This window comes from Streptomyces sp. KMM 9044 (assembly GCF_024701375.2).
Lineage (GTDB): Bacteria > Actinomycetota > Actinomycetes > Streptomycetales > Streptomycetaceae > Streptomyces.
In genome coordinates this window covers 346,314-361,202 of record NZ_CP113910.1, presented here as the reverse complement: position 1 = coordinate 361,202, position 14,889 = coordinate 346,314, and the positions used below count along the sequence as shown (strand labels likewise).

Annotated in this window: 15 protein-coding genes and 3 pseudogenes; 9 read left to right on the top strand and 9 right to left on the bottom strand. The window is 72.6% G+C overall.

Annotation, left to right across the window (positions count from 1 at the left end):
* The first annotated feature begins 136 nt into the window (after nucleotides 1–136).
* The 3 genes from HUV60_RS01715 (at nucleotide 137) to HUV60_RS01705 (ending at nucleotide 2,924) form a co-directional block, all read left to right on the top strand.
* Nucleotides 137–910 (top strand): GNAT family N-acetyltransferase, encoded by a 774-nt coding sequence (locus HUV60_RS01715; protein ID WP_257852718.1) that lies wholly within the window; start codon nucleotides 137–139, stop codon nucleotides 908–910.
* On the top strand, nucleotides 907–1,842 hold the full coding sequence (locus HUV60_RS01710; protein ID WP_257852720.1) for a lysophospholipid acyltransferase family protein: 936 nt from the start codon (nucleotides 907–909) through the stop codon (nucleotides 1,840–1,842). Before HUV60_RS01715 ends, HUV60_RS01710 begins: the two co-directional genes overlap by 4 nt.
* Before the next feature lie 86 nt (nucleotides 1,843–1,928).
* On the top strand, nucleotides 1,929–2,924 hold the full coding sequence (locus HUV60_RS01705; RefSeq protein ID WP_257852721.1) for a PRC and DUF2382 domain-containing protein: 996 nt from the start codon (nucleotides 1,929–1,931) through the stop codon (nucleotides 2,922–2,924).
* 36 nt (nucleotides 2,925–2,960) lie between these two features.
* Here HUV60_RS01705 and HUV60_RS01700 read toward each other — a convergent pair whose 3' ends face one another.
* On the bottom strand, nucleotides 2,961–4,010 hold the full coding sequence (locus HUV60_RS01700) for an LLM class flavin-dependent oxidoreductase (protein WP_257852723.1): 1,050 nt from the start codon (nucleotides 4,008–4,010) through the stop codon (nucleotides 2,961–2,963).
* Nucleotides 4,011–4,107: 97 nt separating this feature from the next.
* On the opposite strand from HUV60_RS01700, the gene HUV60_RS01695 reads away from it, so the two are divergent.
* Nucleotides 4,108–4,599, top strand: a complete 492-nt coding sequence (locus HUV60_RS01695; protein ID WP_257852725.1) for a phosphatase domain-containing protein — start codon at nucleotides 4,108–4,110, stop codon at nucleotides 4,597–4,599.
* 37 nt (nucleotides 4,600–4,636) lie between these two features.
* Here HUV60_RS01695 and HUV60_RS01690 read toward each other — a convergent pair whose 3' ends face one another.
* The 5 genes from HUV60_RS01690 to egtA all read right to left on the bottom strand — a co-directional run bounded on the left by HUV60_RS01690 (nucleotide 4,637) and on the right by egtA (nucleotide 9,566).
* On the bottom strand, nucleotides 4,637–4,852 hold the full coding sequence (locus HUV60_RS01690; protein WP_257852727.1) for a dodecin: 216 nt from the start codon (nucleotides 4,850–4,852) through the stop codon (nucleotides 4,637–4,639).
* Nucleotides 4,853–5,063: 211 nt separating this feature from the next.
* Nucleotides 5,064–6,026 (bottom strand): L-histidine N(alpha)-methyltransferase, encoded by a 963-nt coding sequence (gene egtD / locus HUV60_RS01685; RefSeq protein WP_257852728.1) that lies wholly within the window; start codon nucleotides 6,024–6,026, stop codon nucleotides 5,064–5,066.
* Nucleotides 6,023–6,865: an ergothioneine biosynthesis protein EgtC gene (egtC, locus tag HUV60_RS01680; RefSeq protein WP_257852732.1), complete on the bottom strand. Its 843-nt coding sequence runs from the start codon at nucleotides 6,863–6,865 to the stop codon at nucleotides 6,023–6,025. The genes egtD and egtC overlap by 4 nt, the downstream gene beginning before the upstream one ends.
* Complete coding sequence (gene egtB / locus HUV60_RS01675) at nucleotides 6,865–8,181, bottom strand: ergothioneine biosynthesis protein EgtB (protein WP_257852733.1); 1,317 nt, start codon at nucleotides 8,179–8,181, stop codon at nucleotides 6,865–6,867. The genes egtC and egtB overlap by 1 nt, the downstream gene beginning before the upstream one ends.
* Nucleotides 8,178–9,566, bottom strand: coding sequence for an ergothioneine biosynthesis glutamate--cysteine ligase EgtA (egtA, locus tag HUV60_RS01670; RefSeq protein ID WP_257852735.1), 1,389 nt, complete (start codon nucleotides 9,564–9,566; stop codon nucleotides 8,178–8,180). The genes egtB and egtA overlap by 4 nt, the downstream gene beginning before the upstream one ends.
* Before the next feature lie 345 nt (nucleotides 9,567–9,911).
* Here egtA and HUV60_RS33750 point away from each other — a divergent pair.
* Nucleotides 9,912–10,207, top strand: a pseudogene (locus HUV60_RS33750) (TIGR02452 family protein); the annotation flags it as partial.
* Here the strand turns inward: HUV60_RS33750 and HUV60_RS01660 are convergent.
* Both HUV60_RS01660 and HUV60_RS01655 read right to left on the bottom strand, forming a co-directional pair.
* A complete protein-coding gene (locus HUV60_RS01660) occupies nucleotides 10,203–10,649 on the bottom strand; it encodes a type II toxin-antitoxin system PemK/MazF family toxin (RefSeq protein ID WP_257852736.1) in 447 nt (148 codons plus the stop codon). The pseudogene HUV60_RS33750 and the gene HUV60_RS01660 overlap by 5 nt on opposite strands.
* A gap of 86 nt (nucleotides 10,650–10,735) precedes the next feature.
* A complete protein-coding gene (locus HUV60_RS01655; RefSeq protein WP_257852737.1) occupies nucleotides 10,736–11,164 on the bottom strand; it encodes a pyridoxamine 5'-phosphate oxidase family protein in 429 nt (142 codons plus the stop codon).
* 173 nt (nucleotides 11,165–11,337) lie between these two features.
* On the opposite strand from HUV60_RS01655, the pseudogene HUV60_RS01650 reads away from it, so the two are divergent.
* The 3 genes and pseudogenes from HUV60_RS01650 to HUV60_RS01640 all read left to right on the top strand — a co-directional run bounded on the left by HUV60_RS01650 (nucleotide 11,338) and on the right by HUV60_RS01640 (nucleotide 13,499).
* A pseudogene (locus HUV60_RS01650) lies at nucleotides 11,338–11,891 on the top strand (cysteine hydrolase family protein).
* Nucleotides 11,892–11,983: 92 nt separating this feature from the next.
* A pseudogene (locus HUV60_RS33745) lies at nucleotides 11,984–12,750 on the top strand (serine/threonine protein kinase); the annotation flags it as partial.
* Nucleotides 12,751–13,070: 320 nt separating this feature from the next.
* A complete protein-coding gene (locus tag HUV60_RS01640; RefSeq protein WP_257852740.1) occupies nucleotides 13,071–13,499 on the top strand; it encodes a VOC family protein in 429 nt (142 codons plus the stop codon).
* Between the two features lie 46 nt (nucleotides 13,500–13,545).
* On the opposite strand, the gene HUV60_RS01635 is transcribed toward HUV60_RS01640, so the two are convergent.
* The gene (locus HUV60_RS01635; protein ID WP_042166771.1) at nucleotides 13,546–13,794 is read right to left on the bottom strand and encodes a hypothetical protein; all 249 of its coding nucleotides are present in this window, start codon (nucleotides 13,792–13,794) and stop codon (nucleotides 13,546–13,548) included.
* Between the two features lie 140 nt (nucleotides 13,795–13,934).
* On the opposite strand from HUV60_RS01635, the gene HUV60_RS01630 reads away from it, so the two are divergent.
* Nucleotides 13,935–14,840: a LysR family transcriptional regulator gene (locus HUV60_RS01630; RefSeq protein ID WP_042166769.1), complete on the top strand. Its 906-nt coding sequence runs from the start codon at nucleotides 13,935–13,937 to the stop codon at nucleotides 14,838–14,840.
* Nucleotides 14,841–14,889 lie beyond the last annotated feature (49 nt).

Below are 14,889 nucleotides of genomic sequence, written 5' to 3'. Positions count from 1 at the left end.
CCGGCCGGGCAACGCCTGGCATTCAGCATTCCCACATCCGCGCTCCCGGCTCAGGTCACGTACACGCCAACCGGCATCGGCAGAAACAAGGGGAGACCCCACCTTCCCCGCTCCGGCGCGTGACCAGGAGAGAGCCATGACCGGCGTCCTGACCGTAGACCACCCCGTGAAGCCCCCGGCACCCACCCGCTACACCGTCACCCTCGCCCGCGACGAGGACGACGTGCGTGCCGCCCAGCGGCTGCGGCACGACGTCTTCGCCGTCGAGCTGGGCGCCCTGCTGACCACTCCCCAGCCGGGCCTGGACATCGACCCCTTCGACGCCCACTGCGACCACCTCCTGGTGCGCGAGGAGGTGAGCGGCCAGGTGGTCGGCACCTACCGGCTGCTGCCGCCCGAGCGGGCCGCGGTCGCCGGCCGCCTGTACGCGGAGACCGAGTTCCACATCGCCGCCCTCGACCCGATCCGGCCGGGCCTCGTCGAGGTCGGCCGCTCCTGCGTGCACCCCGACCACCGCGACGGTGCGGTCATCGGCCTCATCTGGGCCGGCATCGCCCGCTACATGACCGACCGGGGCCACGAGTGGCTCGCGGGCTGCTGCTCCATCCCCCTCACCGACGGTGGCGCGCTCGCCGCCGCCACCTGGGACCGTGTCCAGGGCAAGCACCTCGCCCCCGAGGAGTACCGAGTGCGTCCGCTGCACCCGTGGCGGCCGACGGCCGCGGCGCCCGCGGCCCGCACCGAGTTGCCCGCCCTGCTGCGCGGCTACCTCCGGCTCGGCGCCTGGGTCTGCGGCGAGCCCGCGCACGACACGGACTTCGGCGTCGCCGACCTGTACGTGCTGCTGCCGATGAGCCGGGTCGACCAGCGCTATCTGCGGCACTTCCTCTCCCTCGTACCGGCGAAATGAGCGTCTGGCTGCCGGGCGCTCCCTGCACCCCGCACGGCTGCGTGGAGCCGACGGGGGCCACGAGGGCCGTACCGGGGGCGGTGCTGAGACTGGCCGCGGTCCTCGCCCTGGTCCTCACCGGGGTCCTGCTGCTGCCCGTCGGGCAACTGATTCCGGCGGGTCTTGTCGGCCGGTGGTGCCGGTGGATCGTGCGGGCCGCCGGGGTCCGGGTCCGTGTCACCGGCGGCGCCGCACCCGCCGGCGGGCTGCTGCTCGTCGCCAACCACATCTCCTGGCTGGACATCCCGCTGCTGGGCGTGGTCCGTCCGGCCCGCATGCTGGCGAAGGCCGAGATACGGCAGTGGCCGCTGGCGGGGGCGCTGGTCGAGCGCAGCGGCGTCCTGTTCATCGACCGTGACCGGCTGCGCGCCCTGCCGGGCACGGTCGCCCGGATCGCCGGGGCGCTCGGCGAGGGTTCGGCCGTCGCGGTCTTCCCCGAGGGCAGCACCTGGTGCGGCCGCGGCCAGGGCTCCTTCCGCCGGGCCGCCTTCCAGGCGGCACTCGACGCCGGGGTCCCGGTCCAGCCGGTCCGCATCCACTACCGCGACGCGTACGGAGCACCTGCCACCGCCCCGGCCTTCGTGGGGGCCGACACCCTGGTGGTGTCCCTGTGGCGGGTGGTCTCGGCCCGGGGTCTGGTCGCCGAGGTCGGGATACGGGCCGCCATCCCGCCGGGCAGCCACCCGGACCGCCGGACTCTGGCCGCCGCCGCGCAGCCGTACGACGGTTCGGTACGGGACCATCGGGCCGGTCCGCGAGCCGTGCGGGTGGCAGGGCAGCGGATCGGACACCAAGTTCGGACACCAGGACGGGTGCCGGGTCGGGGACCCGGCCGGAACCCCGGCGAGAACCGTCGGTCGCGGTCACCGGAAGTGAGCGCTACCAAAAATTAAGTGGCTTTTGTTCTCTATGTGAAGTTTTTACCGCGCTGAGGAGGACATCCGGACGGGAGTGACACCTGAAAGGAGGGTGAGGCCAGATGATCACCCGTGATGAGGTCAGGATCCTCCTGGACCACCCCGTCTACGACGGGGAAGGCAACAAGATCGGTGAGGCCAAGCATGTCTTCTTCGACGACATGAGCGGTCGCCCCGAGTGGGTGAGCGTCAAGACGGGCATGTTCGGCACCAGCGAGTCGTTCATTCCCATCCGTGACGCCGAACTGGTGGAGGACCACCTCGAAGTCCCGTATCTCAAGGACAAGATCAAGGGCGCACCCGACGTCGACGTCGACTCGCAGGGCCACCTGTCGGAGTCGGAGGAACACCGGCTGTTCGACTACTACGGCATCGACTGGGGCGGTGTGCTGCGTGACGACGCCAAGGACTCGGGCGAGGGCCGCACGGACAAGAACCCCGGCAGGGGTATGGCCGGGGCCGCGGGTGCCGCCGGGGCCGCGGTTACGCCGGGCAAGGACCGGACGGCGACGAGGACGACCACCACCGCGGGAACGGCATCGGCGGGCACGTCGGCGACGACCGGCAAGGCCGGCCCCGCGAGTGCGGCCGCGACCACCGGCCGGACCGGCGTGCGGGCAGGGCAGGGCGCCGAGTCCATGACCCGCATGGAGGAGGAGATGCACGTCCGCGTCGAGCGGCGCGAGACCGGACGGGCCAAGCTGCACAAGTACGTCGTGACGGAGGACGTCGAACAGACCGTGCCCGTGCGCCACGAGGAGGTACACGTGGTGCGCGAGCCGATCACGGAGGCCGACCGCGAGGCCGCGATGCCCGGCGCCGAGATGGGTGAGGCCGACTACGAGGTCACGCTGCACGAGGAACGGCCCGTCGTGGAGACCAGGGCGGTGCCCGTCGAGCGGGTGCGGCTGACCATGGAGGAGCGCACCGAGAACAAGACCGTACGGGGCCGGGTCCGCAAGGAGCGCATCGAGAGCGAGGGCGTACCGGACGACACCACGCGGCGGGACGACGCCGCCGGACAGGGCCGCGACGTTCCACGCCGGGGCCGCCCATGACCGGATGGCACACCGTGAGCGCGCCGGTGAGTCCGCTCACCGGCGCACCGCGCTGCCGTCCTCCGTGTCCGTGAGATCCGTGAGCCCGGCGAGACCCGTCAGGGCGGCGAGCCGCCGGTAGGAGTCCAGCAGGGCCGTACGGTCGTGGGTGCTGGTGGTGACGAGGACCTCCTGGGCCTCCGTCTCCTTCAGCACCGTCTCCAACTCGTCGGCCACCTGCTCCTCCGTGCCGGCGAGGTGACCGCCGAGCCCGGACTCGTACAGGCCGCGTTCCTTCGCCGTCATGCTGAGCGACTCGACGCGCTCGGCGGGCGGCAGCGGAGGGAAAATTCCGCGGGTCCGTGAATACGCCATCGACCAGGCCTCCGGGACCAGGAGCCGGCGGGCCCGTTCGGGTGTGTCCGCCACGGCGACCGTCCCGGAGATCACCACGTACGGCTCGCCCGCCCAGGCGGACGGGCGGAAGTGCTCCCGATAGTGGTCGATGCCGCGCCGCATCCGGTCGCGGCCGCGCAGGTCGCCGATGACCATGGGCAGACCCGCGCGGGCGGCGATCGTCGCGCCCTCGCCCATGGCCAGCACGAACGGCGGCACGGTCAGGCCCTCGGCCGGACGGGCGTGCACGCCGGTGGGGGACGTGCCGCGAAACCAGCCGAGCAGCTCGTCGATCTGCGCGCCGAAGTCCTCGGCGTCGCCCCTGTCACGGTCCAGGGCCCTGCGCACCCCGTCGGTGAATCCCACCGAGCGGCCCAGGCCCATGTCGATCCGCCCCGGGAAGAGGGACTCCAGCACGCCGAACTGCTCGGCCACGACGAGCGGTCGATGGTTGGGCAGCATGACCCCGCCGGTACCGACGCGGATCGTCCGGGTTGCCGCGGCGACGGCGGCGGCCAGCACCGTCGGCGCGGAGCCGGCGACCCCGGACACGCCGTGATGCTCCGAGACCCAGAGCCGGTGGTAGCCGAGCCCTTCCAGCTCCCGCGCGAGGCGCACGGTGTCGCGCAGCGCCTCGGGACCGCTGTGCCCCTCACGGGTGCGGGAACGGTCGAGGACGGAGAAACGGGTCCGGGAGATCAGCGGGGTCACATCCGGTTCAACGTCCGGACGGGCGCGGCATTCCCTGTGGCCGCATTCCCTCCGGGCACGGCGGGCAGCAGCGCGTCGCTTGTCTAGGCTGGGCGGCGTGACCAACCGTGACAAGCACCCGCTCGCCGTGTTCGACCTGGACAACACCCTCGCCGACACCGCGCACCGGCAGCGGTTCCTGGAGCGCAGGCCACGGGACTGGGACGCCTTCTTCGCCGCCGCGCCCGAGGATCCGCCCCTCGCGGAGGGCATCGCGCTGCTGCGCGAGAGGGCGCGGGAGTGCGAGATCGTCTACCTCACCGGGCGTCCCGAGCGCTGTCGGAGCGACACGCTGGAGTGGCTGGCCGCCCAGGAGCTGCCCGAAGGGCCGGTGCACATGCGCGGCGACGCGGACCGGCGGCCCGCCCGGCACACCAAGCTGGCGATCCTGCGCCGTCTCGCCCGCACCCGGGAGATCCGTGTGCTCGTGGACGACGACGAACTGGTCTGCGCGGACGCCCGGCGGGCGGGATTCACCGTCGTGCACGCCCGCTGGACGGCACCGTCGGGGGAACTGAGAGCGGCGCAGGAGCGGGAGGGGCGGACCTGACATCCGTCCCTCCCGCTCTCCTGTGGAGACGGGTGGCTCAGGCCGAGTCGTCCAGGCGGAAGCCGACCTTCAGACCCACCTGCCAGTGCGCGATGCGGCCCTCCTCGAGCCGGCCCCGCACCTGGGTCACCTCGAACCAGTCCAGATGACGCAGGGTCTGCGAGGCACGCTCGACGCCGTTGCGGACGGCCTGTTCCACGCCGTCGGGCGACGTGCCGACGATCTCCGTGACCCGGTAGGTGTGGTTCGACATACGGGTGCTCCTCTCGTCGGCGGCTCCCACCGGTTCGAGAGCCGCCTCCTGTGTCACACGTCCCTCCAACGTGCCCGAAGCGGTGCCAGGGCGCGAGACGTCGGGTGTAGCGGGCACCGGATGTCCGGCACCCCTCGACCCGCGCATCGGCCCACCAAGGCACGGTGCACCCGTACGGGGTACACGCCCGCCTCGCGCCGGCCCCTCCCGGTCAGCGCGCCACGCTCAGTGACAGCGCGAACCGTCCCTCCTGGTCCGTCCACCACCGGGTCAGGTCCAGCCCGGCGGCAGTCAGTTCCTCCCGTACGCGCTCCTTGCGGAACTTCGCCGAGATCTCGGTGCGCAGCTCCTCGCCCGCACCGAAGTCGACGGCGAGGCCGAGCGCGGGAATCTTCACGGTCTGCCGCTCGCGCGAGCGCAGCCGCATCTCGATCCACTCGTGCCCGGCGTCCCACGCTGCCACGTGGTCGAAGGCGGCCGGATCGAAGTCGGCGCCCAGCTCCCGGTTGACGACGGCCAGGACGTTCCTGTTGAACGCGGCCGTCACCCCGGCCGCGTCGTCGTACGCCCGGACCAGCACTTTCTCGTCCTTGACCAGGTCCGTACCGAGGAGCAGCCCGTCCCCCGGGGCGAGCATCGCCCGCACGGAGACCAGGAACGCGGCCCGCTCGGCGGGCAGCAGATTGCCGACCGTGCCGCCGAGGAACGCCACCAGGCGCGGGCCCGGGGTGTCGGGCAGCGTCATGCGGCCGGTGAAGTCGTCGATCAGGGCGTGCACGTTCAGCCCCGGCCGCTCGGCGGCGAGCGCCTGACCCGCCAGGGTCAGGGCGCTCTCGCTGACGTCGACGGGGACGTAGGTGTGCAGCCCGGCCAGCGCGTCGATCAGGTGGCGGGTCTTCTCCGAGGAACCGGAGCCCAGTTCGATGAGGGTGCGGGCACCGGACGCATCGGCGATCTCACCGGAGCGGGCGAGCAGGATCTCGCGCTCCGCACGCGTCGGGTAGTACTCGGGCAGTCCGGTGATCTCCTCGAACAGCTCACTGCCCCGCGCGTCGTAGAACCACTTCGGCGGCAGCGTTCTGGGACTGCCGGTCAGGCCCTCACGGACGTCGGCGCGCAGGGCGGCGCCGGTGGCGTCCTCGGCAAGGGTGCGGGTGAGACGGAACGGACTCACGTGCGGGGCTCCTTCGGTGACGCCGGTGTGTGTCGTACCGATGCGGGTCGTGCCGGTGTGCCGGTGCTCGCCAGGACGTCGCCCGGCTCCTTGAGCGGCGTGAGGAGCACGTCCGTGCGGCTGGCGGCCAGCAGGGTGCGGTCGGGGACCTCGCGCCAGTGCGGATCGTCGTCGTAGGGCTCGGAGGCCACGACGGTACCGCCGCCCGGCCGGGCGAGGTACCACAACGTGTCGCCCCACGCGACCGCGGTGATCGTGTCGCCCTGGGTGAGCAGCAGGTTGAGCCGGGACCCGGGGGCCACCGCGGCGATCTCCAGCACGGTGTCGGCCAGTGCCTGCCCCTCCGGTTCCCCGGGGTACCCCGCCCGCAGCCGGGCGAGCACCAGGGCCCACACGAACGCGGAGTCGCTCCGGGCTTCCAGTGACAGCACGTCCTCGGGCGGCAGGGTGGCCACGAGCGGTGCGAGCGTGCCCGGCCAGCCCCGCACGGCCCCGTTGTGGCTGAACAGCCAGGCCCCTGCCGCGAACGGGGCCGCCGCGGCCTCGGCGTCCGCACCCGACAGGGTCGCGTCCCGTACGGCCGCGAGCAGCGCCGGGGTGCGGACGACCCGGGCGAGATCGGCGAACGACAGATCCGCCCAGACCGGTCCCGCCCTGCGGTACCGGGCCGGCACCGGGTCCCCGGGCGCGTACCAGCCCACCCCGAAACCGTCGGCGTTGACCGTCCCGTACCGCTGGTGCCGGGGCGCCCACGACTGGCGGTACAGCCCGTGCGGCGGGTCCACGAGGAGTCGGCCGAGTGACTCCTCGGGCCCCACGTACGCGATATGGCGACACATCAGATGTTCTCCGAGCGGGCCGTGCGGAACCCGGAGAAGATCTGCCGCCGGACCGGATGGTCCCAGTTGCGGAACGTGCCCCGGCAGGCCACCGCGTCCACCGCGAACGAACCGCCGCGCAGCACCTTGTGCCCGGTCCCGAAGAACACCTCCGAGTACTCCCTGTAGGGGAATGCCCTGAACCCCGGGTAGGGCAGGAAGTCGCTCGACGTCCACTCCCACACGTCACCGATCAACTGGCGCACCCCGAGCGGTGACTCACCCGCCGGATAGCTGCCCGCGGGCGCGGGCCGCAGGTGGCGCTGGCCGAGATTGGCGTGCTCCGGACCGGGTTCGGCGTCGCCCCAGGGGTAACGTGCCGCGCGGCCGCCGGCCGGATCGTGCCGGGCGGCCTTCTCCCACTCGGCCTCGGTGGGCAGCCGGCGCCCGGCCCAGCGGGCGTACGCGTCCGCCTCGTACCAGCACACGTGCAGCACCGGCTCGTCGGGCGGCACGGCCTCGGTGACACCGAAGCGACGACGCAGCCACTGCCCGCCGTCCCGGCGCCAGAACAATGGGGCGCCGACGGAGTTCCGGCGGATGTGGGCCCAGCCCTCCGCGGCCCACCAGCGTGGCTCGTCGTAGCCGCCGTCCTCGATGAACGCCTGGTACGCGGCGTTCGTCACCGGCGTCGTGTCGATGCGGAACGGTGCCACCTCGCGCCGGTGTGCGGGACGTTCATTGTCCAGCGCCCACGGCTCGTCAGAGGTGCCCATGGTGAACGGGCCGCCCGGGACGAGCACTTCGGACGGACCGGTGAACAGCGGCACCGGCTCCGGGTCCGGGGCCGTCAGGACCTGCGGGCCGCTGCGCAGCTGATGGGTTATCAGCATCGTCTCGTCGTGCTGCTGTTCGTGCTGCGCGACCATCCCGAAGGCGAACCCCGCCTCGGTCAGCCGCTCACCGTGGAAGGCGGTGCTCTCCAGCACGTCCAGCGCCCGGCCGCGCACCTCCGAGGCGTACCGGCGGGCCTCCTCCGGAGGCAGCAGCGGCAGCTTCGGCCGCTCGGCCCGCGGGTGCTCGAAGGCGTCGTACATGTTGTCGATCTCGGGCCGTAGCGCCTCCTGACCGCCGACGGTCCGCAGCAGCCACTGTTCTTCCTGGTTGCCTATGTGAGCGAGGTCCCACACCAGCGGCGACATCAGCGGTGAGTGCTGCGCGGTGAGATCGGGCCCGTCGACACAGCCGGTCAGCAGGGTGGTCCGGTCGCGCGCGGTGACCAGCGAGGCGACCGCGCGCTCGCGCAGGGCTTCGGCGTCGAAAGCGGGGTCGGTCATGAGGAGGTGTCCTTCCCGTGTGGACGTGCTCCGTGCGCGTAGGAGGTGGGAGCGCCCGGGGAGCGGGGCGCGGTCCGGGGGCGAGCGCCGGGCGTGCCTCGCGGGTGCTTCGCGACCGCTCCGGTGCGCAGGGCGTCGAGCGTGTCGTCGGCAGGGCAGCGGCCGCGGGCGACATAGCGGTCCTGGTAGGCGGCCACCGCTTCCACGACATCGGTCGTGGCACCGAGCCCGGGCAGGGCCCGCAGCGCTGCCGCGAAGCAGACGGCGGCCACCTCGCGCAGCTCCGGGTCGGCCAGGCCGCCGCGGGCCGCGTCCCGCCACAGCGAGTTGTGCGGCGCGGGCCTGCCATGGGTCCGTTCGACCAGCGGCTTCACCGCCCGGTAGGCCGTCTCGGCGGCCTCCGGATCGTCGAACAGCGCCGTCGTCACGGCCAGCGGCACGATCCAGCCGTCGTCACCGGGCTGCGCGTCGATCATCCGCAGCTCCAGGTGGCCGCGCGGCCTGACCGGCGGGAACAGCGTGGTGACGTGGTAGTCGAGGTCCTCCCGGGTGGGCACCCTCGGCGCCCCGGACCTGGTCCACTCGCGGAAGGTCAGCTCCTCCGGCACGTCCCACGGCCCGCTGTCCTGCCGTACGCACATCACCGGCGCGTCCAGGACGTGCCGGGCCCAGGCGCCGCGTGGATCGGAGTCCAGCACGGGGCCGCCCGCGCGGCCGGTGCCGAGCTGCGTCCAGCGCAGCTGCCGCGTGGACATCCAGCCGGTGGGCCGGCGACCGGCCAGCGGGGAGTTGGCGAACGCGGCCACGAGCACCGCGCCCAGCTGGTGCGCCAGCCACCAGCGCCGTACATGACCGAGGGTGCCGGGTTCCTCGTACCCGGCGTCCAGGCACACCTGCACGGACGCCGACGCGCACATCATGGCGCGGCCGGCGGGCCCGGTGCGGTCGAGACAGGTCTCCATGGCGTCGTAGCGCGGTTCGCGCAGGAACCGGCGCGGAGTGTGCCAGGGGTCGTGGCCGAGGCCGACGAGGCCGAGCCCGTCCTCGCGCAGAACCGCGCGGACGGCGTCGAGGTCGGCGCGGACGGTGCCGACGCACTCCATGAGGGAGGCGGCAGGCTGCGAGCTGAGCTCCAGCTGGCCTCCGGGTTCGACGGTGAGCGCCGAATCCAAGGGCACGGTCCGCAGAGCGGCGTAGGCCGCTTCGAGTCGTTCGGGTGTCACGGGGAGCCGCGGGGTGCGCAGCTCGTGGACGAGCCATTCCACCTCCACACCGAGGCGGCGCGGTGGTCCGGTCTTGAAGCAGATGCCTCGTACGAGGGCCTCCACCTCGGCTTCGGTGACGGCGGGACGTGGTTCGGTACAGCCACTTGCCGAATCGGACATGTGGGAATCCTCCTGAGATGCCGCCATGTCGCCCGCCCGGCGCCCTTCGGCCGGGCGGGCATCAACCCGTCCACCCAAAACCCTCACGAGGCTCGGCACAAGAGCGCCTGGCGGGGCGTCCCGGGTCGGTAACCTTTTCCGTCCAGTCCGTTTCCGAGGGCTCTTCCAGGGGCCCTCCCACCGCCTCCCCGGGCCTTCCGGGGAGGAAACTCCGTTGCGTCGCCTCCTCAGCATCGCTCACGATGCCCGTATGGGCACGACGGGGGAAAAGCCGGCGGACACGCCGGCGCGCACCACAGGGGAGAGCGCGGGGCACGCGGTCACGACGCGTACGGGGGGCGCGGCGTGAGCGCGCGCCTGCGCGGCATGGCCCGCGCGACCGAGCAGATCGTGGCGGCCGGGCTCTACCGCGCCCCGGCCGACGGCCGCGAGGTGCGCCTGGCGGCGGCGATCGGGGCCGCACGGGACGCGGTACGCGGATGTACGGGCCGGAGCCGCTGCGTGTGCGGGTCCCGGCGTATGTGCCGGTGCCGATGTCGGCTTCGGCGAACTCCTCGGGCCCGGCCCAGGATGCCGGCCGGGTGCCGTCCTCGGCGTTCCGGCCGGCGGGGGCCCGGACCGAGGTCACCGGGGAGGTCAGTTCCAGCCGTACCGCTCCCGCAGCCGGTGACGCACCAGATTGAACCGCATCCGGTCCAGGGCGCACGCCTCGCGGCGCATGCCGTCCTCGTGCAGCCGCAGCACCCGGTCGACGGCGACCCACGAATCACGGCCCGCGCGGTCCCACGGTCCACTGCCGATCGGCACCCGGTCCCGGTCCCCGCTGCGCTGCCTGCTCGACAGCTGCACCGCGAGGAACGTTCCGGCCGGCTCCCGCGCGACCACGAGCACGGGACGGTCCTTGCCCCTGCCGTCGTTCTCCTCGTAGGGCACCCAGGTCCAGACGATCTCCCCGGGATCGGGGTCGCCGTCGTGCTCGGGCGAGTACTCCGTGCGCACCCTGCCCACCTCACCGGGTTCGGCCTCGATGGTGGCGGTGGGGCCGAAGCGTCCCGGGACTTCATCAGTGCTGTACTCGGTCACGGGCGTACGGTACGGGATGCCCCGGGACCGTGATCAACCGCCGTGCGGCAGCGGTGGTCCCGCGCCGTTCGAACCGTTCAGGCCGTTCACGCGGTGCGGCGGACGCGCAGACCCGTGAGTTCCCGTCCCGAGACCATCCCGGCCTCGACCCGTACGAACACCCCGTCCCGCATCGGCATCCAGGTGTCGGGACCGGTGCGCAGCAGCCGCTCGTGCTCGGCGGGGTCGGTCACCACCGAGGCCCGGCCCGTGATCACCACACTCCAGCCGGACCGGCGTTCGGGCCGGAAGCCGTCGGCCTCGAAGGCCACCACGACACCGTCGATCGCGCGCACCAGGTCGGAGTCCCGCGAGGTGCACAGCAGCACGGAGTCGTCCGTGTCCAGGGAGAAGTTGACCGGGAGGACGGCGGGCAGGGCCTGCCGGGTGTACACCACGCGACCGACCGGCACCTCGGCCAGCAGGCGCAGGCACTCCTGACGGTCGAGCGCGCGGAAACCATCGCTGGGGAACATCAGTCCATCGTCGGTGGCGGAAACCCGCCGGACTAGGGCCGGACGGCCCTGATGAGGCGTACCGGCGCTTGAGGGCGCTCCCAGCGGGTACCCCGGTTCCGGCAGGGCCCGGCAGGGACGGCCGGGCCCTGCCGTGAGTTCCGATCGAGTTCTGTCCGAGAGGGCCCGTCGGCATGGGCAAGACCGCACTGATCGCCATCGACATGATCAACACCTATGATCACGCGGACGCCGGGCTGCTGATACCGGCCGCACGGTCGGTGGTACCCGTCATCTCCGGCCTGTTGCGGCGGGCCCGGGGGCGGGGCGTGCCGGTGATCTATGTCAACGACAACTTCGGAGAGTGGCGATCGCACCACGGCGATCGCACCACGGCGAACTGCTCGACAAGGCTCTGTCGGGACCTCACGCGGATCTCGTCGAACCGCTGCGGCCGACGGATTCCTCCCTCTTCGTGGTCAAGGCCCGCCACTCGATCTTCTTCGAGACCCCGCTGCACTACCTGCTCCACGAGCAGGGCATCGACCGGCTCGTCCTGTGCGGCCAGGTGACCGAACCGTGCGTGCTGTACTCCTCGCTCGATGCCCACATCCGTGCCGTCGAGGTGACCGTTCCACGTGACGCCGTCGCCCACATCCACGCCGACCTGGCGGACGCCGCCCTGCGGATGATGGAGCGCGACATGAACGTGGACGTGTGCGACAGCGCAGAACTGTGGGCGGATTGACGACACCGGCCCGATACCGGCGCGCCTCGGCTCCCGGGCATCTCCCGCCCCTGCAATTCCGGTGATTTCGGCGACCGACCGGGGGAGAGGCCGTGGAAAGGATCATCGTCCGGTTACCGGAACCCGCACGGCCGCCGGAGCGCGGGCCGGTCGGGCAAGCCCGAACTGCTCCACCCCGGACCGGGCGACGTCGTCGACTTCGGGCGGGGGCCGGCCGTCGGCGGGGGAGTGTCCATCGCCCTGGGCGATCCCGGAATCTCCCGCCGGGCCGGACAGCTGGAGGCGGCCGGTGACTACCGGCGGCTGTCCAACTTCAGCCGCAGCGTGTCCTACGTGATGGAGAACCCGGAGGGCGCCGGCGAGTACATCACGGTGGCCCCGGGCCGGCTCGGCGCACCCGTGCCCTCCGAGTTCTCCCGGGTGGTGCCACCCGCCCTGACCGAAGCCGCCGCCTTCAAGGTGTTCGCCCCCCTCAGCACGCCTATCTAGGCGAGCGGTCCGTGCAGGGCCTCGGGGAACGACCGTCCACCCCTTCGTGCTGGATCCGACGGCGAAGTACTTCCTCGTCCTCCTCGTCCTCCTCGTCCTCCTCGTCCTCTTCGTCCTCGTCGCCTTCTGCGAACCGCTGCTGCGCGACCCGTCCGACGCGGCGCTGCCCGGCGTCGGGGAGATCGCCCGGCGACTGCGCCCGCTGGAGTCCTGCCGTGGTCTGACCCGCTCCGCGGTGAACTGTCACATCGGCTGCCCGGCCTTCGCCAAGCTGAGGCTCGACCTCGGCGAGGACACCGGAACCCCGGCGGACGGCGGCCGCACCGGGGCCAAGCGCGCCCGCCTGGACCCGGTCGCCCTGCGCTTCGGTCGCGGCAAGCGCGGTGGCGGTGCGGCGCGTCAGGTTCTTCATTCCGTCCCCCCGGACATGCGACGGTGCGGGTTGTTCGCGCGGCCCGGATCGGAGGTCGGCCGACGCGGTCCGTGCTCGGCACCCTGGGGAGAAGCACGGTCGACGGGCCCCTGACAGATGTCGGGACGGTGCCGACGGGGCGACGGCCCGCCGCCCTCGTGGAAAACGCCTCGACGACCCCGGCGCAGGTGACTACCATGCCGGTGCGGCATCGCGTGTCGGTCACCGGTCGGGTGAGGCATGGAGGCGCCGCGGATGCCCGTGGAGGCATTGAAACAGTGTCAGTCGAGTTCAACCACACCATCGTTCTCACCCGCGACCGGGAGAAGTCCGCCCGTTTCCTCGCCCGGATCCTGAGCCTGGAGGTCGGCGAGCCGGCCGGGATGTTCCTTCCGGTGACGACGGCCAACGGCGTCACCCTGGACTTCGCGACCATCGACGCCGACATCCCCATGCAGCACTACGCGTTCCTCGTCTCCGAGGACGAGTTCGGCCCCGTCCTCGCCCGGCTCGTGGACGACGGGATCCCCATCCAGGCCGATCCGCACGGCCGTCACCCGCGGCGCGTCAACCGCAACGACGGCGGCCACGGCGTGTACTTCCTCGATCCGGCGGGCCATGGCCTGGAAGTCATCACCCGCCCCTACGGCACCGACCCCGACTCCCCCCTCAACGGCGTCACGGAGGAAGTCCCCGGGGCGGTCTGATCCGTCCGGAGCCGGGCGGCTGAGCGGGCCGGACGGCCCGGCCCGCTCAGCCGCGTGTCCCGCATGTCCGGGCCGGCGGGATGCCGGCGGGCGGCCTGCTGCGGGTGACGACGCGGGTGCCGCGGCCGTCGACGGCACGGACCTGGAGCGAGCCGCAGCCGCAACGGGTCCACACGGTGCTGCCGTCGGCGGTGCCGTGCCGTGACACCAGCTGGAACGGCTCGGCGTCGTCCGGCCATCCGCAGTAGGGGCAGACGACGCCTGTCGTGCCGGTGGTTTTGTGCGCGCTGGTCATGGTGGCTCCTCGGCTTCTCAAGTGCTCGGCTCCCGGGACGGCATGGCCCGGTGGGCCGTCGTGACACGGACCAGGGTGCGTCGCATTCTCCGTACACGTCCAGGTTGACTTTGTGGATCCGACCGTTAAGCCTGAGCTACATGATTGACCTCCGCCGGCTGCATGTCCTCAGGGCGGTCGCCCACTACGGCACGGTCACCGCGGCCGCCCGCGCCCTGCACTTCACCCCGTCCGCCGCCTCGCAGCAGATCCGCCAGCTCGCCCGCGACCTGGGCGTCGACCTGCTGGAACCGCAGGGGCGCGGTGTACGGCTCTCCCCGGCCGCCGAGAGCCTGCTCGCGCACGCCGACGCCATCGAGGCCCGCTGGGAACAGGCGGAGCTGGACCTGCGGGCCGACCATGGCGCCCCCACCGGACTGCTGCGGGTCACCGGGTTCCCGGTGGCGATCTCGGTCCTGCTGGCCCCGGTGGCGGCCCGGCTGGGCGCCCGCCACCCGCGGCTGACGGTACGGATTCTGGAGACGGAGGTACCGAAGAGCTTCGACCTGCTCTTCGAGGGGGCCACCGATCTGGCGATCGTCGAGGCCACCCCGCACAACCCGCCGCTGAGCGACGCGCGCTTCGACCAACAACCCCTGCTGGACGACCCGTTCGACCTGGTGGTTCCCGAAGGGCATCCGCTGGCAGGCCGGGAGCGGGCCGGCCTCGAGGAGGCGGCGCGTGAACCGTGGATCGTGCCGGTGCCGGAGAGCCCCTGCCGGCAGCATGTGATGTCGGCCTGCGGTGCCGCCGGGTTCACCCCGGACGTCGTCCACCACGCCCTCGACTGGAACGTCACCGCTCATCTCGTCGCGCACGGGCTCGGCGTCGCCCTGATCCCGCGGCTGGCCCAGCTGTCCCCGCACCTGCCGGTCACCCGCGTACGCTGCGCGGGTGACCCGCACCGCAAACTGCTGACCTGCACCCGAGGGGGCGGCCACGCCCGCCCTGCGGTCGAGGCCGCGCTGCGGGAACTGCGGGAGCTCGCGCCGACGGCCGTCGCCTGAGGCCGGTACTCCTGCGCGGTGCCGGCCTCGGCGCGTGCGTGCAGGTGAG

Excerpts from the sequence above, each read along its gene's own strand:
- HUV60_RS01715 (WP_257852718.1), top strand. The coding sequence starts at position 137 with ATGACCGGCGTCCTGACCGTAGACCACCCCGTGAAGCCCCCGGCACCC.
- HUV60_RS01710 (WP_257852720.1), top strand. The coding sequence starts at position 907 with ATGAGCGTCTGGCTGCCGGGCGCTCCCTGCACCCCGCACGGCTGCGTG.
- HUV60_RS01705 (WP_257852721.1), top strand. The coding sequence starts at position 1,929 with ATGATCACCCGTGATGAGGTCAGGATCCTCCTGGACCACCCCGTCTAC.
- HUV60_RS01690 (WP_257852727.1), bottom strand. The coding sequence starts at position 4,852 with ATGTCGAACCACACCTACCGGGTCACGGAGATCGTCGGCACGTCGCCC.
- egtC (WP_257852732.1), bottom strand. The coding sequence starts at position 6,865 with ATGTGTCGCCATATCGCGTACGTGGGGCCCGAGGAGTCACTCGGCCGA.
- egtB (WP_257852733.1), bottom strand. The coding sequence starts at position 8,181 with ATGACCGACCCCGCTTTCGACGCCGAAGCCCTGCGCGAGCGCGCGGTC.
- egtA (WP_257852735.1), bottom strand. The coding sequence starts at position 9,566 with ATGTCCGATTCGGCAAGTGGCTGTACCGAACCACGTCCCGCCGTCACC.
- HUV60_RS01655 (WP_257852737.1), bottom strand. The coding sequence starts at position 11,164 with ATGTTCCCCAGCGATGGTTTCCGCGCGCTCGACCGTCAGGAGTGCCTG.
- HUV60_RS01635 (WP_042166771.1), bottom strand. The coding sequence starts at position 13,794 with ATGACCAGCGCGCACAAAACCACCGGCACGACAGGCGTCGTCTGCCCC.
- HUV60_RS01630 (WP_042166769.1), top strand. The coding sequence starts at position 13,935 with ATGATTGACCTCCGCCGGCTGCATGTCCTCAGGGCGGTCGCCCACTAC.